The organism is Pontibacter sp. CAU 1760 (assembly GCF_054482735.1).
Map to the genome: position 1 here is coordinate 237,666 of NZ_JBTLRL010000008.1, position 19,547 is coordinate 257,212.

Annotated in this window: 21 protein-coding genes, 1 tRNA gene and 1 pseudogene; 12 read left to right on the forward strand and 11 right to left on the reverse strand. The window is 50.6% G+C overall.

Annotated features, from left to right (window positions below; all coding sequences use genetic code 11):
- Positions 1-77 precede the first annotated feature (77 nt).
- On the reverse strand, positions 78-497 hold the full coding sequence (locus ACXYMU_RS13455) for a hypothetical protein (RefSeq protein WP_458986925.1): 420 nt from the start codon (positions 495-497) through the stop codon (positions 78-80).
- A gap of 132 nt (positions 498-629) precedes the next feature.
- On the opposite strand from ACXYMU_RS13455, the gene ACXYMU_RS13460 reads away from it, so the two are divergent.
- A complete protein-coding gene (locus tag ACXYMU_RS13460) occupies positions 630-1,586 on the forward strand; it encodes a YheT family hydrolase (protein WP_458986926.1) in 957 nt (318 codons plus the stop codon).
- Between the two features lie 12 nt (positions 1,587-1,598).
- Here the strand turns inward: ACXYMU_RS13460 and rsmG are convergent, their stop codons facing one another.
- From rsmG to ACXYMU_RS13480, 4 genes are all read right to left on the reverse strand, one after another.
- Complete coding sequence (gene rsmG, locus ACXYMU_RS13465) at positions 1,599-2,228, reverse strand: 16S rRNA (guanine(527)-N(7))-methyltransferase RsmG (protein WP_458986927.1); 630 nt, start codon at positions 2,226-2,228, stop codon at positions 1,599-1,601.
- 39 nt (positions 2,229-2,267) lie between these two features.
- Positions 2,268-2,489 (reverse strand): hypothetical protein, encoded by a 222-nt coding sequence (locus tag ACXYMU_RS13470; RefSeq protein ID WP_458986928.1) that lies wholly within the window; start codon positions 2,487-2,489, stop codon positions 2,268-2,270.
- Between the two features lie 148 nt (positions 2,490-2,637).
- Positions 2,638-3,246: an RNA polymerase sigma factor gene (locus ACXYMU_RS13475; RefSeq protein ID WP_115567331.1), complete on the reverse strand. Its 609-nt coding sequence runs from the start codon at positions 3,244-3,246 to the stop codon at positions 2,638-2,640.
- Entirely contained in the window at positions 3,237-4,340 is a 1,104-nt protein-coding gene (locus tag ACXYMU_RS13480) for a glycosyltransferase (RefSeq protein ID WP_458986929.1), read from the reverse strand. The genes ACXYMU_RS13475 and ACXYMU_RS13480 overlap by 10 nt, the downstream gene beginning before the upstream one ends.
- A gap of 333 nt (positions 4,341-4,673) precedes the next feature.
- Here ACXYMU_RS13480 and tgt point away from each other — a divergent pair, with 333 nt between their 5' ends.
- The 3 genes from tgt (at position 4,674) to ACXYMU_RS13495 (ending at position 7,928) form a co-directional block, all read left to right on the forward strand.
- A complete protein-coding gene (gene tgt / locus ACXYMU_RS13485) occupies positions 4,674-5,804 on the forward strand; it encodes a tRNA guanosine(34) transglycosylase Tgt (RefSeq protein WP_458986930.1) in 1,131 nt (376 codons plus the stop codon).
- 104 nt (positions 5,805-5,908) lie between these two features.
- Positions 5,909-6,985 carry an LptF/LptG family permease gene (locus ACXYMU_RS13490; protein WP_458986931.1) on the forward strand — a complete coding sequence of 359 codons (1,077 nt, stop codon included), beginning with the start codon at positions 5,909-5,911 and terminating at the stop codon, positions 6,983-6,985.
- 1 nt (position 6,986) lies between these two features.
- Positions 6,987-7,928: a DMT family transporter gene (locus tag ACXYMU_RS13495; RefSeq protein ID WP_458986932.1), complete on the forward strand. Its 942-nt coding sequence runs from the start codon at positions 6,987-6,989 to the stop codon at positions 7,926-7,928.
- Here ACXYMU_RS13495 and ispE read toward each other — a convergent pair.
- Positions 7,884-8,693 carry a 4-(cytidine 5'-diphospho)-2-C-methyl-D-erythritol kinase gene (ispE, locus tag ACXYMU_RS13500; protein ID WP_458986933.1) on the reverse strand — a complete coding sequence of 270 codons (810 nt, stop codon included), beginning with the start codon at positions 8,691-8,693 and terminating at the stop codon, positions 7,884-7,886. The two genes, ACXYMU_RS13495 and ispE, sit on opposite strands and share 45 nt — an antisense overlap.
- A 431-nt stretch (positions 8,694-9,124) precedes the next feature.
- Here ispE and ACXYMU_RS13505 point away from each other — a divergent pair, with 431 nt between their 5' ends.
- Positions 9,125-10,258: a DegT/DnrJ/EryC1/StrS family aminotransferase gene (locus ACXYMU_RS13505; RefSeq protein WP_458986934.1), complete on the forward strand. Its 1,134-nt coding sequence runs from the start codon at positions 9,125-9,127 to the stop codon at positions 10,256-10,258.
- Positions 10,259-10,328: 70 nt separating this feature from the next.
- Here ACXYMU_RS13505 and ACXYMU_RS13510 read toward each other — a convergent pair whose 3' ends face one another.
- Positions 10,329-11,459, reverse strand: a complete 1,131-nt coding sequence (locus ACXYMU_RS13510; RefSeq protein ID WP_458986935.1) for a trans-sulfuration enzyme family protein — start codon at positions 11,457-11,459, stop codon at positions 10,329-10,331.
- A 342-nt stretch (positions 11,460-11,801) separates the two neighbouring features.
- Here ACXYMU_RS13510 and ACXYMU_RS13515 point away from each other — a divergent pair, with 342 nt between their 5' ends.
- A complete protein-coding gene (locus tag ACXYMU_RS13515; protein WP_458986936.1) occupies positions 11,802-12,899 on the forward strand; it encodes an NADH:flavin oxidoreductase in 1,098 nt (365 codons plus the stop codon).
- Positions 12,900-12,974: 75 nt separating this feature from the next.
- Here the strand turns inward: ACXYMU_RS13515 and atpC are convergent, their stop codons facing one another.
- The 4 genes from atpC to ACXYMU_RS13535 form a co-directional block, all read right to left on the reverse strand.
- Positions 12,975-13,220, reverse strand: a complete 246-nt coding sequence (gene atpC, locus ACXYMU_RS13520; RefSeq protein ID WP_458986937.1) for an ATP synthase F1 subunit epsilon — start codon at positions 13,218-13,220, stop codon at positions 12,975-12,977.
- Positions 13,221-13,316: 96 nt separating this feature from the next.
- Complete coding sequence (atpD, locus tag ACXYMU_RS13525; RefSeq protein WP_458986938.1) at positions 13,317-14,828, reverse strand: F0F1 ATP synthase subunit beta; 1,512 nt, start codon at positions 14,826-14,828, stop codon at positions 13,317-13,319.
- Positions 14,829-15,028: 200 nt separating this feature from the next.
- Complete coding sequence (locus tag ACXYMU_RS13530; RefSeq protein WP_458986939.1) at positions 15,029-15,529, reverse strand: hypothetical protein; 501 nt, start codon at positions 15,527-15,529, stop codon at positions 15,029-15,031.
- A gap of 81 nt (positions 15,530-15,610) precedes the next feature.
- Positions 15,611-15,835: a hypothetical protein gene (locus tag ACXYMU_RS13535; RefSeq protein ID WP_458986940.1), complete on the reverse strand. Its 225-nt coding sequence runs from the start codon at positions 15,833-15,835 to the stop codon at positions 15,611-15,613.
- Between the two features lie 254 nt (positions 15,836-16,089).
- On the opposite strand from ACXYMU_RS13535, the pseudogene ACXYMU_RS13540 reads away from it, so the two are divergent.
- From ACXYMU_RS13540 to ACXYMU_RS13565, 6 genes and pseudogenes are all read left to right on the forward strand, one after another.
- Positions 16,090-16,559 (forward strand): annotated as a pseudogene (locus ACXYMU_RS13540) (AIR synthase related protein); the annotation flags it as partial.
- Positions 16,546-16,845, forward strand: coding sequence for a hypothetical protein (locus ACXYMU_RS13545; protein ID WP_458986941.1), 300 nt, complete (start codon positions 16,546-16,548; stop codon positions 16,843-16,845). The pseudogene ACXYMU_RS13540 and the gene ACXYMU_RS13545, both read left to right, overlap by 14 nt.
- Positions 16,846-16,905: 60 nt before the next feature.
- Complete coding sequence (locus tag ACXYMU_RS13550) at positions 16,906-17,322, forward strand: AIR synthase-related protein (RefSeq protein WP_458986942.1); 417 nt, start codon at positions 16,906-16,908, stop codon at positions 17,320-17,322.
- 106 nt (positions 17,323-17,428) lie between these two features.
- Positions 17,429-17,501, forward strand: a tRNA-Gln gene (locus ACXYMU_RS13555).
- A gap of 159 nt (positions 17,502-17,660) precedes the next feature.
- On the forward strand, positions 17,661-18,590 hold the full coding sequence (locus ACXYMU_RS13560) for a ribose-phosphate pyrophosphokinase (RefSeq protein WP_458986943.1): 930 nt from the start codon (positions 17,661-17,663) through the stop codon (positions 18,588-18,590).
- Between the two features lie 121 nt (positions 18,591-18,711).
- A complete protein-coding gene (locus ACXYMU_RS13565) occupies positions 18,712-19,296 on the forward strand; it encodes a 50S ribosomal protein L25/general stress protein Ctc (protein ID WP_458986944.1) in 585 nt (194 codons plus the stop codon).
- Positions 19,297-19,547 lie beyond the last annotated feature (251 nt).

Below are 19,547 nucleotides of genomic sequence, written 5' to 3' on the forward strand. Positions count from 1 at the left end.
GTAGGTTTAACAGTGCTCATAAAAAAACACCGCTCCTCCACAGAGAAGCGGTGTTGCTATAGTTTCGGGCTAAGGCATTATTGCCTTTCCTTTTCCACGTTTACATCCACGTCCACATCTTCGATGTTGCCCAAGCGGCGCTGCACGCTGTTCTCCAGGTCGTTCCAGCTTCTTTTCATCTCCTCCCACTCACGCTTTGTCTCATCGTCCCAGGTGGCGCTTTCGCGTTCAAATTCTGCTTCACGGCGTCTGTATTCCGTTCTGGCTTCACGGAACTCCTCCTCTGTCATGGTTTCGGCGCGATTTGCGTTGTTGTCTACCCAAGCGTCAAACTCCCGGAGATTATTATTAGCCTCCATGTTTTCCTCGCTCATTTCCACTTGCGCCTCGTCAACAGCGTTGTTTGTGTCTTCCACCGTTTCCTGGCTACAAGCCACCGTAAAGGCACCTAATGCCAGCGCCATACCTATCGTTTTGAATTTTGATGTAACTTTCATAGTTGTTTATTTTGTTAGTCTGATTACATCTGTACGCTATCTTTTTGATATATGATTTATCTGCTGCAGATTTCAGCCTAAAAAGCGTCTATACAGCTCCGATAAGCACATTTACATCCTTTTATCATACCCATGCCTGTAATTTCGTCTGCCCACAAAGCTCCTTTTTATCTGTTTAACGGGCACCTGCAAACCATCATCCCCAGCCTTTACCGGCAAGTAGACGGGGTGCATTACCAACGCGAGCGGATTGTAACGCCCGATGACGATTTTATTGACGCAGACTGGTCGGTGGTTGGCTCAGACGATCTCTTGATTCTTTCGCATGGCTTGGAGGGAGATTCCAGGCGCCCATACATCACCGGGATGGTAAAGGCCTTTAACGCGCGAGGCGTGGATGCCCTGGCATGGAACTACAGGAGTTGCAGCGGTGAGCCTAACAAATTGCTTCGCTCCTATCACCTTGGGGCGTCTGATGACCTTGCTTATGTGGTGGAGCATGCGCTGGCGCAGAACAGGTATAGCCGCATTTTCCTGGTTGGTTTCAGTGCCGGGGGCAACATCACGCTCAAGTACTTAGGCGAAGCGCCTGAGCAGGTGCCCGTGCAGGTGCAACGCGCCGCCGTATTCTCCACCCCTGTCGACTTGAAGGGGTCTGCCCAGAAGATCTCAAAGATCTATACCAGGCGCTTTATGAAGTCGCTGAAAGTAAAACTGGAGCAGAAGCAGAAATTTTATACCGATAAGGTAGACCTGACAGACTATAATATCCTGTGGACCTTCCCGGAGTTTGACGACAGGTATACGGCTCCGCTGCATGGCTTCAAGGATGCCGAAGACTACTATGCCCGCGTGAGCTCCCGGCAGTTCATACCCCATATCAACGTGCCTACCTTGCTGATCAACGCCAAGAATGACCCCTTTCTGTCGGAAGAGTGCTACCCGATTGCGGAGGCAGCGGACCACCATTGCTTTTACCTGGAGATGCCAGGACACGGGGGCCATGTTGGCTTTGTAGAGGATTTTGGGGCGAACCGATACTATTCCGAAGCCAGGGCCCTGGCGTTTCTGCTTCACAAGGAAGCATAGCGCCGGAGCAGGTTATTTCATGGCAACGTGAACAACTTTTTTCGTGTCGAAAAACTCCTCATTGAAGTAATCCTTCAGGTCATATACCTGCGCAATCAGGCCCGACTCTGCAATTTCCTCCGCCAAATCGCCACCTTTCAGGTAGTAAAGCCCTTTGGTAGGCAAGTCCGTTTTTTTAAAGCTGTTGGCGATCCAGGGGTAGAAATTAGCCAAACGCGTTACAGCGCGGCTCACCACAAAATCGAACTTCTCGCGCACCTGCTCGGCACGGGTATGGCTGGCCGTTACGTTGTGCAAGTGCAACTCACGGGCAATTTCCTGCACCACATGGATTTTCTTGCCGATGGAGTCAACGAGATGGAATTTTACTTCCGGGAACATGATGGCCAGGGGCAGGCCCGGTAAGCCACCGCCCGTTCCTACATCCAGCACGGCCGTATGCGCCGGGAACTGCACCACCTTGGCTATACCCAGGGAGTGCAGGATGTGATGCACGCCCAGCTGCTCCACGTCCTTGCGCGAAATCACATTGATTTTCTGATTCCATTCCGCATACAGCTCTCCCATCCGGTCGTATTTCTGCAGTTGGTCTTCTGTCAGTTCAGGGAAATATCCGGCGAGCAAGGTTTTAATGGCGGTCATGTTAAGTTGGGTTACGAATGATAAAATAAACGTGCGCTGCTAAGCGATGATGAGGTAGAGTGCCCCTGCAAGCAGGCTTACAACCACTACCACGGCCAGCGCCATAAAGATATCGGCTAGCAGTACAGTGGCGGCATTCTCGAACTGGCCCTGGTACTTCTGGGCCAGCTCACGCTGCACCCTCCCCTTCTCCCTGTAACGGAGGTAGAGGTAGGCTTTGCCTAAAAGTGAAAGCGCATTGTTGCCTGAACTGTAAGCCATGGGTGGTATAAGTTAGCGTGCCACTCGGGTTGCCGCTGCAAAAGTATGAAATTAGAACGGGAATCGCTTAAAGGTATAAAGCCCCTGTCGCACACAGGCAACAGGGGCTTTAAACGCAATCAATAATCAACCTTAATTTAAACTCTTCCTAGATGAGGTGCTTCTTGTTTTTCACCATGTCATAGAGCAACTCGCGGGCCCGGTGCAACTGGGCCTTCACGGTGCCTAGCGGCGCGTTTAGCTCCGTGGCAATCTCCTCGTAGCTCAGTTCATTAAAGTAACGCAGCGTTACCAGGCGCTGGTACTTGTCTGGCAACTTGGCCACCACGTACTGCATGATCTCGATCTTCTGGTTCTTGATCGCCTCCTCCTGCGGATTCAGGTTCTTGTCCTTGAAATCGATCGTGATCTCGTCGCCGTTGTCAATCTTGATGGCCGAATCGATGGACATCGTTTTGATCCGGTTCTTACGGATAAAGTCGATACAGTTGTTGGTGGCAATACGGAACAGCCAGGTACTGAAGGCATACTCCGGGTTGAACTTGTGCAGGTTCCGGAAAGCCTTCGCGAAAGCCTCTATCGTTAAGTCCTCTGCATCGTCGGCGTTGCGCACCATCTTCAGCACCACATGGTATACGGGCTTTTTATATATGCTCATCAGTTCGGCGTACGCTTTTTCATCGTTCTCCTCAACCGCGGCCTGAATAAGTTTAAAGTCGTGCTTTGCTTTCGCAGAGAATTGTTTGTTTACTTCCATCTGAATTTTTTAAACAGTATTACAGATATCCCAAGGAACAGGTAGTTTATAAAATAAACTACGTCGAGCAACGGCAACAGCAGCAAGGAGACGGACTCCCCTAGTCTGCGGGCAACCAGCATGTAGACCGGAATAACCGACAGGTACCGGATACATACAAGAGCGAACAAGATAGCCAAATGGCTGCTTAGAACAAGAATGCCGAACGAAAGAAAGTAAAAAAGCAGGTTGGCTGCTACAAAAGCCCCGACTCTTCTTCTGACAGGCGCTTTGTACTGTCCTCCCACAGACATATGCCTGCGTTTCTGAACGATCCACTCCCGAAACGTTTTTTTAGGAATACTGACCGTTTGCCCTTCCTTGCTGATAACAATGCTAATGCTACTATTGTTAGCGGCATCCCTGACAAAGAGGTCATCATCGCCGCCTAATGTTTTGATATGAGATGCAAACCCTTTGTTCTTAAAGAAACAATCTTTTGTATAAGATAAGTTTCGGCCGACGCCCATGTAGGCTTTCCCCCTGTTTGCATGAGACAGATACTGCATTCCGGTCAGCAAGGTTTCATAACGCACCAAGTGATTTAAAAATCCTTTTAATTGTGCATATGGAGAATAGCCCAGTACCACTTCTGCGCCATTCTGGTAACCGCTCTGCATTTTTTGTATCCAATTCAGGCTGGTCGGCCGGCAGTCGGCATCGGTCAGCAGCACATGCGCATATTTGGCGGCCCGTATACCCAGCGCCAGCGCATATTTTTTCGGGTTCAGGTAGTCCGGCGTCTTTTTCACGGTCACTACCTTAAAGTTAGGGTACTGCCGCTCCAGCTCGTAAAGGTAAAACTCGGTGTCGTCTTCCGAGCGATCGTTTACCAGCACCACCTCAAACTCGGGATACTGCTGGTCCAGCAGCATCGGCAGCAACTCCACCAGGTTCTCCAGCTCATCGTGCGCCGCCACCACCACCGACACCGGCCATACCGCCGTCGCCTCAGGGTCCTGGTGACGGGCAAGCGGCAGAAAGTACACGAGCGAAAAGTAAACCTGCACCAGCACACAGAGCGCCAGTAACACCAGCAATATTGTTGAGACCAAGGTATTGGGTAATTTTAAGGTATAATTGGCGATGGAAACGCATCGTTTATCGGCGCAGGGTATACCTGCCTCGCATTTTCTGCCTCCTGCACGCCCATGCGATTCTGAGCCGATGGGCTGCTTGCCTCGCCGGGCCTGTTACATTCAAAATTAGCTATTCTTATGGCATTTCCGAAAGCGGAGATGATTTATTAAACGAATGCGGTTTGCACCACAGCAGTTCGTATCTTTGCAGGTTGATATTTTTCTAACTAAAGAAGCAGCTGCCCCAAAGGGCAATGCCGGCATCCCCGCACTGTTTTTGCAGCGCCTGTTGCCAGCTACATTTATACCATGCAATTTAACCTGATCGCCACAGACCCACAGTCCAAAGCACGCGCCGGTGTGGTGCAAACCGACCACGGCCTCATCGAAACCCCTATTTTTATGCCCGTTGGCACGGCTGGCACTGTAAAGGCAGTACACCAGCGGGAGCTGAAGGAAGACATAAAAGCTGAGATCATACTAGGCAACACGTACCATTTATACCTCCGCCCGGGCCTTGAGGTGTTGGAAAAGGCCGGTGGCTTGCACAAATTCAACGGCTGGGACCGCCCTATGCTAACCGACAGCGGCGGCTACCAGGTTTTTTCGTTGGCCGGCACCCGCAAAATAAAGGAGGAAGGGGTGAAGTTTAAATCGCACATCGACGGGTCTACGCTCAACTTCACGCCCGAGAACGTGATGGATACGCAGCGCACCATCGGGGCCGATATTATCATGGCTTTCGACGAGTGCACCCCCTACCCTTGCGACTATACTTACGCCAAGAACTCGATGGAGCGCACACACCGCTGGCTACAGCGCTGCGTGGACCGCTTTGACAGCACTGAGCCGAAGTATGGGTATAACCAAACGCTTTTCCCGATCGTGCAGGGCAGCACTTACAAAGACCTGCGGGTGAAGTCAGCGGAGACCATTGCCGGCTTTGGCCGCGAGGGCAACGCCATCGGTGGCTTGTCGGTGGGCGAGCCGGCCGAGATGATGTATGAGATGACGGACCTGGTATGCGACATACTGCCGAAAGATAAACCCCGTTACCTGATGGGCGTGGGCACTCCGGCTAACATCCTCGAGAACATTGCCTTGGGTGTGGATATGTTTGACTGTGTGCTGCCAACCCGCAATGCCCGCAACGGCATGCTATTTACCACGCAGGGGGTCATCAATATCAAGAACAAAAAATGGGCGGATGACTTTAGCCCGATTGACGAGGAGCTAGGCGGCTATGTCAGCACGTTTTACAGCAAGGCCTACCTGCGCCACCTCATCCACAGCACCGAGTACCTGGCCGGGCAGATTGCCAGCATCCACAACCTGACGTTTTACCTGTGGTTGGTAAAGCAGGCCCGCCAGCACATCATCAACGGAACTTTCCGGGACTGGAAAGATGTGATGGTAAAGAAATTGATGACAAGGCTCTAATTAGAAATGAAAAATTACGAATTAGAAATTGTGAGTTGCAATCAATACCATACCTTCTTTTAGAATCAGGCCATTTCTAATTCTGAATTCATAATTACATTAAGTTGAAGCTCCTCGATAAATACATACTAAAGAAGTTCCTGACCACCTACGTCTTCACGGTACTCATACTGGTGGCTGTTATTCTGGTGATTGATTTTACCGAGAAGAACGATGACTTCATCAAAACCAACCCGAGCGTACGCGAGATCCTGTTTGACTACTACCTGAACCTGATCCCGTTTTACGCGAACATGCTTAGCCCTATCACGGTGTTTATTGCCACGGTGTTCGTTACGGCAAAGCTGGCCTCGCATACCGAGATTGTAGCCATTCTGAGCAGTGGTGTAAGCTTCCGAAGGCTGCTGGTCCCTTACCTGATGGGCTCCACACTGATTGCGGCCACCATTTTTGTGCTCATTGGGTGGGTAATCCCGAATGCAAACAGGGAGAGCGTGGCTTTTCAGGTGAAGTACATCAAAAGCCCCTTTACTTATGATAGCCGGAACATCCACATCAAGATAGCCCCGGAGACCTATGTGTACATGGAGAGTTACAACAACACAGCCAATGTGGGGTATAACTTCGCCCTGGAGCGGATAGATGGCACTGTGCTGAAGCAAAAGCTTACTTCTAACAGCATCTCCTGGAACAAGGAGAAAGAGAAGTGGCACATCGACAGTTATACCATGCGCACCTTTAACGGCGAGCAGGAGAGCATCATCAAAGGCCACTCCCTGGATACGACCCTGAACATGTGGCCAAAGGACTTTGAGAGCACTTACAAACTGGAGCAAACACTCACACTCCCGCAACTTAATGATTACATCGACGAGAAGGTTGATCGCGGGGCCGACGACATCGAAATATACCTGATCGAGAAGTATGAACGCTTCAGTTACCCTTTCGCCATTATTATCCTCACAGTAATTGGTGTGATCATGAGTGCGCGTAAGGCCCGTGGCGGGGTGGGTTTCCAGATTGCGTTGGGCTTTTTCCTGGCGTTTATCTTTATAATTTTCGTGATCGCTAGCCGAAGTCTGGCGCAGGTTGGCGATATTGCCCCCCAGATTGCCGCCTGGATTCCGACCATTATCTTTTCGGGGATAGGGTTTTTGTTATACCGTTACGTTCCGCGTTAACATGCCGCGTTTCAAAGATTTTCTGGAGCTTCACTTTGTGATTTTCCTGTGGGGCTTCACTGCCATTTTAGGCAAACTGATCAGCATTCCGGCTGTGGAACTGGTAACCTTGCGCACCCTCATCACGGCGTTGGCCCTGGCCTTGATCATGTACCGGCGTGGCACACCTTTCCGGCTCGGCACCAAAACCGTGCTGATGATCTTCAGCGTCGGGTTTATCATTGCAGCCCACTGGATCCTGTTTTTTGCGGCGGCCCGTGTGGCTTCAGTTTCTATCTGCCTGGTGGGTATGGCTACCTGCAGCCTCTGGACGGCTTTCCTGGAACCGCTGTTCACGAAGAGTAAAGTCAAGCCGCACGAGATATTGCTGGCCCTGCTCATCATCTTTGGCCTCTACATCATCTTCCAGCACGAAACGGAGTTTAACAGCATCCTGGGGATTGGCATGGCGATTGGCTCAGCCTTGATGGCCTCCATCTTCACCATCATCAACTCGAAATTGGTAAAAAAGATACCCTCCACCACCATTACCTGTTATGAAATGGCGGGTGCTTGTGTTGGAACGGTGCTGTTTTTCCCCTTCTATACAGCGTTTTTTGCAGCAGGCGGCACACTGCATTTTGGCATGACCGCCATGGATTGGGTATACCTGCTGATCCTGACGCTGGCTTGTACCGTGTACGCCTATACGGCAGGGGTGCGCCTGATGCAGCGCATTTCGGCTTATTCCATGAACCTGACCGTGAACCTAGAGCCGGTGTATGGCATCGTGCTGGCCTGGTTTATCTTTGATGAAGGCGAAACCCTCTCCTCTGGCTTTTACACTGGTGCCGCTGTCATATTGCTTAGCGTGTTCATATACCCTGTGCTGGATGCCTACACTTCGCGGCGTAACAAGCTAAAGAGCACCTTGCCAGACCAGGTAATGGTCGGGAAAGATTAGGCTATCCGGTACATCTCCCTCAAACAAACCATAAATGGTGGAGCCTGAGCCCGTCATCGCGGCGTAAGAGGCTCCGGCTGCGTAGAGTTTTTCCTTCACCTGCGCTAATTCCGGGTATTTCGGGAAAAGCGCGTCTTCAAAATCATTGTGCAGCACATCTTGCCACACGTGCACGTCCTGCTTCAACAACAACCGCATAGAGCATGTCGCTTCTTTTGGTTTGATGCTGCCGTACGCCTCCGCTGTGGTGATATGGATGCCGGGATACACCAGCACACAGTTATAACCGCTCAGGTCTAATTTGGCCGGGGTGAAAACATCTCCGCGCTCCGAGGCAATGACGGGTTTGTTCTGCACAAAAAAGGCGCAATCGCTACCCAGTTGGCGGGCATAGTCCTCCAGCGCCTCCGGGCTCAGTTTCAGCTCGAACAACTGGTTGAGAATGCACAAAGTAAAAGCCGCATCGGCGGAGCCGCCTCCCAAACCAGCCCCCATCGGGATTACCTTGTGCAGGTGCAGGTGCACGGGCGGCAGGTTGTGGTCTTGCTGCAAAAGCCTGTACGCTTTCAGGCAAAGGTTGTTGTCCGGGTCACCGGGAACAGGCAGCCCTGATTGCGTGAATTTCATCTCCTTGGCAGGCAGAATCTCCAGCGCGTCGCACCACTTCACAGGGTAAAAGCAAGAGGCGAGGTCATGGAAACCATCCGGCCGCTTTGCCGTGACATACAATCCTAGGTTTATCTTCGCGTTTGGGAAATCAAGCATGAGGCGTTTTTATACAGTAAATCTTGTTGCAATCTATAAAATTGCGCTGAAAAGGCGGAGCATGTCCACGCATTTATAGGTCTAGTACGTGGCCGGTTCCCACACGGTCTGTCAGATTATACCTGGCTTTGATCGGGCCCTAAACCTATCCGACACCTAAAGGAAGTAACTTCGCTTTTCTTATTTGCAGAATTAGCCTGCGCATTCGTATCATTTAGAAGACCCAAGCAGTATATTGCTTAAAAATACCCGTCTGTTTCCTAAATAAGCTTGCCTGTTGGGTAGCACCTTGATTTAATCTCCCGCTGTATGTATCGCTACGTTCGCTACCACCACAAGAAGAACAGCATACAAGGAGTTTTTCAGGCGTTGGAGGGGTGAGAGATCTTATTGGGTACAACAGCCATAAATAGCATACTGCACAGAACGATATGAACTACAGGCCCGGACGAATTTTCCTCTCGGTACCTCACATGGGCGGCCACGAGAAAAATTATGTACAGAAAGCGATAGAAGACAACTGGGTGTCTGCTGCCGGTCCGAACCTGGTCGGGTTAGAGCACGACATCTGCCAGCACACCAATGCCCGTTACGCCGTGGCCCTGAACTCAGGCACAGCGGCCCTGCACCTGTCGCTGCAACTGCTGGGCATTAAACCCGGCGACGAAGTGCTTTGCTCCACCTTTACGTTTGTGGCTTCGGCCAACCCTATTTTATACCTCGGTGCCATACCTGTTTTTGTTGAGAGCGAGCAGGAAACCTGGAACATGTGCCCGCATACCCTGCGCCAGGCCATCATCGACCGGCAGCAGCATAGCAAAAAGCCAGCTGCCATCATCCTGACGCATCTATACGGCATGCCTGCCCAAATGAAACCGCTCATGGCGGTGGCCGATGAGTTTGGGATACCGGTTGTGGAAGATGCTGCCGAGGCCCTTGGTTCGCGCTATGGCGGACACCAGGTGGGCACTTTTGGGCGGATAGGGATCTTCTCCTTTAATGGCAACAAGATTATTACTACCTCAGGCGGCGGCGCCCTGGTTACCGCCGATGAAGCGCTTGCCACGCAAGCCCGGTTTCTGGCTACGCAAGCCAAGGACCTGGCGCCACATTATGAGCACTCCCAGGTGGGGTATAACTACCGGATGAGCAATATCTGCGCAGGTATAGGGCGTGGGCAAATGGAGATGCTGGAAAAGCGCATCAAGCAGCGCCGCGAAAATTACACGTTCTACAAAAACCAGTTGGAAGCCATCGAGGGGGTAGCGTTCTTACCGGAGCCGAAAGCTTGCTTTTCAAACCGGTGGCTCACAACGGTGTTGCTGCCCGATCACCTTAGCCCGGAGGAAGTGCGTGTTGCCATGGAAGCGGAGAACATCGAAACCCGCCCTCTCTGGAAACCGATGCACCTGCAACCGCTCTTCCAGGATGCAGCTTATTACGGCGATAACCTTAGCCAGAAGCTGTTTGCGCGGGGGCTTTGCCTGCCCAGTAGCAGTAGCCTGACGGATGAAGAACTCGAGAAAATCGTGAAGCACTTGAAGCGGCTGTTAATTACTGCCTAAACGTCAACCTGCTTACCTTCTATACCTGGAGTATAGCGCCTGCCGGCGTATCCCCACTCGTCAGCGTGTGCTAAACAGCCGCCAACGCGATATTCAATTCCTCCAGCAATTCCTCCGGCTCTTCTATACCTACTGAAAAACGAATAACGCCGGCCGTTATACCTAGCTTTTGCTGCTGCTCCGGGCTCAGGGCGCGGTGCGAAGTACCCAGTGGGTATGAAATGGAAGTATTAACGCCAGCTAAAGAAGGTGCAAAAGGAATGGTCGGGAGGGCTTGCATAAAACGGTTCACGGCTTCTCTGTCGTCCTGTATCCGGAAGCTGAGCATACCCCCAAACAGGTTCTGCCCTTGTTGTTTGGCCAGTTCATGCTGCGGGTGTTCCTCCAACCCTGGGTACCACACTTTCTCTACTTTAGGATGCTGCTGCAGGTATCGGGCCAGTTCCAGGGCATTGCTGCTGTGCTGCTTCATGCGTAAACGAAGCGTCTTTAGGCCACGGGCTGCCAGCCACCCCTCAAAAGGGCTCAGGTTCAAGCCATACACCATCATCACCTTCTGGACACGTTGCAAGTCTTCCTGCTCTTTACAAATCACCACACCCGCCGTTACATCACTGTGGCCGGAGAGGTACTTTGTAACGCTATGAATCACCACATCTGCCCCCCACGTAAGCGGTTTGGTGAGCACCGGCGTGGCAAACGTATTGTCGATCACGAGCTTGATCTGCTGTTGCCTGGTTGCTTCCGCCAGTTTGGCTACATCCAGTACTTGCAGCAAAGGGTTACTCATAGTCTCTGCCAGCAGCAATTTGGTATTTTCACTGACATAAGGTGCCAGGTCGTATAGCTGCTCATTCGGCACATACGTCACACCAATCCCAATGCGTGTCAGTTCCTGCGAGAGTAAGGTAGACGATCCGCCATAAATCTCCTCTGCGCATAGCACATGGTCGCCGGCCTTGCACAGCGCCAGCACCGCAGCCAGTATAGCCGACATGCCCGAGGAAGTTACCACTGCCCCTGCCCCCTTTTCGAGCTTGTTTACCTCCTGCGCCAGCTCATCCGTATTCGGGTTGCCATAGCGGGTATACATATAGCTTTGGCCGGGTTGCTCAAAGTATTGCTCCAGTTCATTCAGGTCTTCAAAGGCAAATACCGAGGTTTGGTAAATAGGTGTGGTTTTCGGGTGGATGTGCGGCATTATCAGGAAATTTAATTCAATCCCAAGGTAAACAGGATTTACCGCTATTTAAAATAAATATAAGTCCTTTCGCTCTCTCCTATACCTTACCACAACTTGCTTGCGCGCCTCCTGAAAGTCAGCAGAACCAAAGCGCAGGCAGCTTTATTCTAAGCAACCTACCAGGTATGATTATCCACTCTGCATGATGGCCTGGCGCTGTAAATGTTTAACAAAGGTAAGTTCAAAGTACAGGTATTCGCGGCAAGCTAGATAACATTTCAGCTGCTCTTGTGTTACTCGACTGCTTGCATACCCGTACGTTCTAACGGATGCAATTTTTAAATTAAACGATACAAACCAATGTCAACAGTTAATTCGATACTCTTCTCAAGCTTTAAGATCAAGCATAAAGAATTCAAAAACCGCTTGGGGCTGGCCCCCATGACCCGCACCAGCGCCAATGAAGACGGCACGCCGAACGCGGAAATGCAGGCCTACTACACAAAATTCGCAAAAGGCGGTTTTGGGCTGCTCATCACAGAGGGTACTTATCCCGACGAAGCCTCCAGCCAGGGGTATACCGACCAGCCGGGCATTGCCAACGAAAAGCACATTGCAGCCTGGAAAAAGATAACTGACGCAGTACACGAAGCAGGCAGTAAGATTTTCTGCCAAATCATGCATGCGGGCGCGCTCTCTCAAGGCAATTACTATACGCAGACCAAAATTGCCCCTTCGGCAGTGGAGCCTAAAGGCGAGCAGCTCAGCTTTTATGGCGGCAGTGGCCCCTATCCTACGCCGAAGGAAATGACAACCGAAGACATAGCCGCTGTGAAAGAAGGCTTCGTGCAAGCAGCGCAAAACGCCGTAGCGGCGGGTTTCGACGGAGTGGAGATCCATGGTGCCAATGGCTACCTGCTCGACCAGTTCCTGACGGACTATACCAACCAACGCACCGACCAGTATGGTGGTGGCACTGAAAACCGCATAAGGTTGTCAGCCGAGATTGTGCAGGCAACGCGGGAGGCGCTGGACGATAGCATCCCCGTCGGCATCCGGATCTCGCAGAGCAAGGTAAACGACTATACCCACAAGTGGGCTGATGGCGAGAAAGAGGCGGAGGTTATTTTCTCGGCGTTGGCAGCCGCAGGCGCGGACTTTATCCATACCACTGAGTATGATGCGCTGCAACCGGCCTTCGAATCCGCTGACCTCACTTTGGCGGCCATTGCTAAAAAGTACAGCAAGCTGCCGATTGTTGTGAACGGTAGCCTGAACACGCCAGAGCTGGTTGCGCGCATGCTGCAAGACGGCGGTGCCGACATCATAACGATCGGGAAAGGCGCTTTGGCTAACCAGGATTGGCCAAACAAGGTAGCCGGGGGGAAAGACCTGGAAGCGTTTAAGCCAGAGAACTTCCTGGCTCCTAACGCCAAGCTAAAACCACACGAGCTATAACCTATAAACAGGCATAAACAATAAGAGCGCTCCTTTATCAGAAGCGCTCTTATTGTTTACGGTGCAGTCGAGAACCTATTCAGTCACCGACTCTGCCAATACTATAATCTTGTTGTTGAGGACCTCGACAACGCCACCATCTACTGTAAAGTACTCCTGGCCTTCGTTGGTTGTGATCCGGATACGTCCTTGCTCCATCGTGCTGATGAGCGGCGCGTGCTGATCCAACACCTCGAAAGAGCCGTTAGAACCTGGGAACTGCGCCGCAAGCACTTCGCCTGTAAAGACTTTTTTATCCGGCGTGATTATCTCTAAATACATCTTTATTAGTTATGAGTTTTGAGTTCCGAGTTCCGAGTTATGAGCAGTATCAACCAACTCGTAACTCAGAATTCGTAACTCGTAACTAATTCGAAATTATTTTGCTTCAGCCATCATGCGCTCGCCTTTGGCAACCGCATCTTCGATGGTACCTACCAGGTTAAAGGCAGACTCAGGAAGGTGGTCATACTTACCGTCCATAATCTCGTTGAAGCCTTTGATGGTGTCCTTGATGTCAACCAGCACACCTTTCAGGCCAGTGAACTGCTCTGCTACGTGGAATGGCTGCGACAGGAAACGCTGCACACGGCGCGCTCTGTGTACTACCAGCTTATCCTCGTCAGAAAGCTCGTCCATACCCAAGATGGCGATGATATCCTGAAGTTCCTTGTAACGCTGAAGAATCTCTTTCACGCGCTGTGCCGTGTTGTAATGCTCCTCGCCTACCACATCCGGAGAAAGGATACGGGAAGTAGAGTCCAGAGGGTCTACCGCAGGGTAGATACCAAGTTCAGAGATCTTACGGGAAAGTACAGTGGTGGCGTCCAGGTGGGCAAATGTTGTTGCCGGAGCCGGGTCGGTCAAGTCATCCGCAGGTACGTATACCGCCTGCACCGATGTAATGGAACCACGCTTTGTAGACGTGATACGCTCCTGCATGGCACCCATTTCAGTTGCCAGCGTTGGCTGGTAACCTACCGCAGATGGCATACGGCCAAGAAGTGCCGACACCTCAGAACCCGCCTGCGTAAAGCGGAAGATATTGTCCACGAAGAACAGGATGTCACGGCCAGCGTCGCTAGAACCAGGCTCACCGTCGCGGTAGTACTCCGCCATGGTCAGTCCGGAAAGGGCCACACGTGCACGCGCCCCAGGAGGCTCGTTCATCTGTCCGAACACGAAGGTCGCCTTAGACTCCTTCAGCTCTTCCAGGTCTACTTTAGAAAGATCCCAGCCACCGTGCTCCAGCGACTCCAGGAACGCCTCGCCGTAGCGAACGATACCTGCCTCGATCATTTCACGAAGTAAGTCGTTACCCTCACGCGTACGCTCACCCACACCGGCAAAAACAGAAAGACCACCGTGCGCTTTCGCGATGTTGTTGATCAGTTCCTGGATCAATACCGTTTTACCTACACCGGCACCACCAAACAATCCGATCTTACCACCTTTTGCGTAAGGCTCGATCAGGTCGATTACTTTAATACCTGTGAAAAGTACTTCAGATGAAGTGGCAAGGTCCTCGAAACGAGGGGCAGCTCTGTGGATTGGCAGACCACCTGTGCTCACAGGCTGCGGGATACCGTCAATGGCTTCGCCGATCACGTTGAAAAGACGACCTTTGATGCCTTCGCCTGTCGGCATTTTGATAGGGCCACCCAGGTCAAGCACGTCAATACCTCTGGAAAGACCCTCGGTAGAGTCCATCGCAATGGTACGCACACGGTCTTCGCCAAGGTGATTCTGAACCTCCAGCACGATTACCTGGCCATTGTCTTTGGTCACTTGAAGGGCATCCAAAATATTTGGTAGCTTAATGTTGTCACCCACAAAGCTAACGTCCACCACCGGACCGATAACCTGGGTAATTCTGCCAATATTCGCCATTTGACTTTGTTAAATTAATTAACTATTGTTAGGGAGTTATTTCAAGGTGCAAAACTAATGTATAAAACCATGAAAACCATGCCAGGCTCTAAAAACTTTTAGGTCATGGTTTTATCCGATTCCGGTGTAGAGCTAAATAAAAGAAGCTGCGAAGCAGGCAATTTAACCTACATCGCAGCTTCTACAACGCGTCTGATGGATTATAAATCAAGTTTGATGACCCAGCGGCCGGGCTCGGTTACCGTAAAGCGTACTTCCCGGTCATACACCATGGTGCCTAGTTTATTTGGGGCCTTAAAGCGCACGTTACCCTCAAACGGGAAAGACACATAATCGTACCCTGTATAATTTGTGGTAATAACGGGGGTACCACTGCTCCCGATCATCTGCAGGTCCTCTATATTACGCACTTTCATGCCTTGGCTCATTACCAAAACTTCCACGCTCGTGCCTTCATCGCTTTGCTGAGACAGGGTGGCACGCGTAATCTCACGCTTCATACTAACCTTTGCTGCGGCAGGCTTACGCTCTTTCTTGGCCTTCTTTAGGGTGCTAACCTGCACTTTAGTTGTATCACCCGGCTGCAAGGCCGGAGCAGCCACCGCACTAAATACGGTGTTGGCGGATAAGGCCTCAGACGAGAAGGAAGCCAAACCGGCTATACCTAACAGGCCAACGCACATAACAGTAAAAGTATTCATAAGCATTGTTCTATGAGTAGAAACTAAAAGTACGCATTATACTTTTCATTATCAACACATTAACAAGGCTTAAAGCTCCTTTTACAAGTGTTTCAGGAGTTCTATCTGCTCATCGTTCAGCAGGATGTAGCGGTTATTGAAGGGGTTGGCGTAAAACTTCTCGGCAATAATGTACTCCCCTGAGCTGAGCTTATGGATGTTGTAGCTAAACAGGCTGTTCGACCGTTCGATTACTAAGTCCGTGTTACTTAGGTTTAGTTGGCGGCCACAGGTAGTCGTAACAATTTCTGGATTAGTAGTAACCATAGGGAAAGGATAAAAGGTAATTGCCTGCTTCTTTACGCAGAACGCCGGAAGCGGGTATCTGTATTTGCTAAGAAAACATAGCACTTTTTAAACAAACCTGATTTCTTTCTGAGGGCCTTATACTTCCAGACGATGCCTCCTGCCCTGTGTTTGTTGCCATATCGCTAAAAAGCAGCAAGTTCTGCTGTACTCTTAAGGCAGAGCTTGCTGCTTTTGTTGATCGTTATCAAAGCCATACCAACGAGGAAGAGCAACTGACAACAGCAGAAACTGCCCCGAAGCTTGGCCTTCTGGAAGAGGAATATGAGAAAATAAAGCAAATCTTAGGGCGCACGCCTAACTTCACTGAGCTGAGATCTTCTCGGTGATGTGGCCGGAGCAGTGTTCTTGCAAGAGCCCAATCGTATGGCTTAAAACGCTGTTGAAAGACTCTCCGCGCATGCTGGCCAAGGCCGGTGAGGAAACCGCCGGATTGGTGGACATCGGCGACGGCTATGCCTGCAGCTTCAAGATCGAGCCGCCCAACCACCCTTCCGCCATTGGGCCTTACCAGGGCGCAGCCACAGGCGTGGGCGGCATCAACCGCGATATCTTTACAATGGTCGCACGCCCGATCGCACAGCTTAACTCGCTTCGCTTCGGCAACCCGAGGTCAGAGAAAACACAGCGCCTGCTACGCGGTGTGGTAAAAGGCATCGGCGATTATAGCAATGCTTTCGGAGTTTCTGGTCACACACCCTAACATTGCCTCTAAGCGCTGGGTATACCACCAGCACCGCCACCATGACGACCAACGCGCCTTCGGATGCCGCGCTATCGTGAAAGTAAAAGGCACGGATCAGTTTATTGTCGTAACCGTTGACTGCAACAGCCGCTACGTATACTCCGACCCGAAGCGAGGCATTGCAATTGCCGTGGCAGAGGCTGCCTATCATTGGTATGCTGGGTATTCTCGAGAACAAGGACAACAAGATGACGTTGGTCTTCCAGAACGCCGGCGATGCCATTAATATGAGGGTGATGCGCAGAACGACATCGCCTCTTTGGAGTATCTATACTCTTTTCACAAAATGAAGCTGTCTCCTGCTCCATACTTTAACCTGGACGAAGAGTTGAAACTGCATGCTGCGGTTAAGGAAGTCATCGAGCAGAAGCTGATTAACTCGGCGCACGATGTGGCTGACGGTGGTTTATACATCACCCTGCTGGAGGCTGCGATGCCAAAAGAACTGGGCTTCGACATCGAGACAGATAAAAATTTCAGAAAAGACGCCTTTTTATTTGGTGAGAGCCAGAGCCGCGTGGTGGTTTATGTTGCGCCTGAAAAACAGGCTGACTTCGAGAAATCACTGCAAAATAAGGGCGTGAATTTCACAAAGTTAGGTGCCTTAACAGGCTACGACTGCCATATCGACAGCGAGCTGTTCAGTGGCATCACGGTGGCAAAAAAGCACTATGACACAGCGCTAGAGCAGATTTTAGACTAAAATATTTAAATAATTTTTGCGCAATAGTTTGCAGTTTAAATTCGTCTCTCTATCTTTGCATCACCAAACGATAACAGAACGAAAGTTCAGAAGTCGAAGCGGAGATTGTCCGATGGTGTAACTGGCAACACGTCTGATTTTGGTTCAGAAGAGTCCAGGTTCGAGCCCTGGTCGGACAACATTAAAAAGAACAACACTCAACCGGGTGTTGTTCTTTTTTTGCTTATGGAGCAGCTGTAAGTATTTAAAAATCAGAAATATTTGATGCGCGACAGCTGGAATTTTGGTAGCTTTGCAGGCATAATAAATTCTACTAAACTTTAGTTTTAGCATCCGTTATGCCCCAGGTTAAAATTTTTTCCGGATCAGCCTCCAAGTACCTCGCTGAGAAAATAGCCGCCGCATATGGCACAAAGCTTGGTGACCTGACCATTTCCAGCTTCAGCGATGGAGAGATTGGTGTCCATTTCAACGAGTCTGTTCGTGGCGCGGAAGTGTTTATTGTGCAGTCTACCTTCCCTCCGTCCGATAACCTGATGGAACTGATGCTGCTGGTAGACGCCGCCAAACGTGCCTCGGCACACAAGGTGATTGTGGTGATGCCCTATTACGGCTATGCACGCCAGGACCGGAAGGACAAGCCGCGTGTGGCCATTGGCTCTAAAGTGGTAGCAAACGCCATACAGTCGTGCGGCGCAGACCGCCTCATGACGTGTGACCTGCACGCCGGCCAGATCCAGGGCTTTTTCGACATCCCGGTAGATCACTTGGATGGTTCGGCCATTTTCGTGCCTTACCTGCGCAGCCTGAACCTGGGCAACGACCTGATCTTCGCATCGCCTGACGTAGGAGGTGTGGTAAGGACCAGGTCTTTTGCCAAGAACTTCGGCGCTGAAATGGTTGTCTGCGACAAGCACAGAAAACGGGCTAACGAGATTGCCTCGATGCAGGTGATCGGAGACGTGGAAGGGATGGATGTGGTGCTGGTAGATGACATGGTGGACACTGCGGGCACCATCACGAAAGCAGCTGGCCTGTTAAAGGAAAAAGGAGCAAAGTCAGTGCGTGCCATCGCCACACACCCGATTTTGTCGGGGCCAGCGTATGAGCGCATCGAAAACTCGGTACTGGAGGAGTTGGTGGTTTCAGACACGATCCCGCTAAAGCAGCAGTCTCCCAAAATAAAGGTACTGACTTTCTCAGACCTGTTTGCCCGAGCGATCAATAACGTGGTAACCCACGAGTCGATCAGCTCATTGTTTATCTAATTGTTGCTTGATGATTGTTAATTGTTTTTTAATTAAGACACACAACAATCAACCATTTAACAATTAGCAATCAAAATTCGGCTATACTTTTGTAGCACATATATTTAACAAATTCATTTTTATGAAAACTTTAGAGATTATAGGGTTTAAAAGAGCAAATCTCGGTAAGCAGCAGTCCAAAGAGCTGCGCAATGAGTCGTTTGTACCAGGCGTATTGTATGGCAACGGTGAGCAAGTTCACTTCTATGCCCCGGTTATCCTGTTCAGAGACTTAATTTATTCTCCAGAAGTATACGAAGTAGACCTGAACGTTGAAGGTACACATTACAGAGCCGTATTGCAGGACGCACAGTTCCACCCAGTGAACGAAATGCTGCTGCACGTAGACTTTCTTCAGTTACAGGACGACAAGCAAGTTAAACTTGATATCCCGGTGAAGTTTGTTGGAACATCTCCAGGTGTGATTGCAGGTGGTAAGCTGTCTGTTAAGTTACGCTCCCTGAAGGTAAAAGCGATTCCTGCCAACCTGCCAGATTACGTGGAAGTAGACATTTCTGAGCTGGAGCTTGGCAAGTCGATCAAGGTTTCGAAGGTAACCCCTGACAACTACGAGATCCTGACAAACCCGAACTCCCCTATCGCAACGGTAACTGTTCCTCGTGCCCTGAAGAGCGCGCAGATGGAAGAAGCCCGCGGCAAGAAATAAGGAGCTCTCACAGCTTTTTGACATCAGATCCTGTCCTGCTCCAAAGCGGGACAGGATTTTTTGTTCCATACCCTAATTTAAATGCAGCACCTGGTTGTTAGACGCAGTACTTTAAATGAATGAACCCGACAGAATGAATCCTGTCTTCTGAAATTTGTCTATATTCTGACGCCTAACGTCTAAAAAAGCATGCTGCAAACCCTAAAAAGTTGGTTCGGCCTTGTGCCTGCCACCCCTGATGAAGATACCCA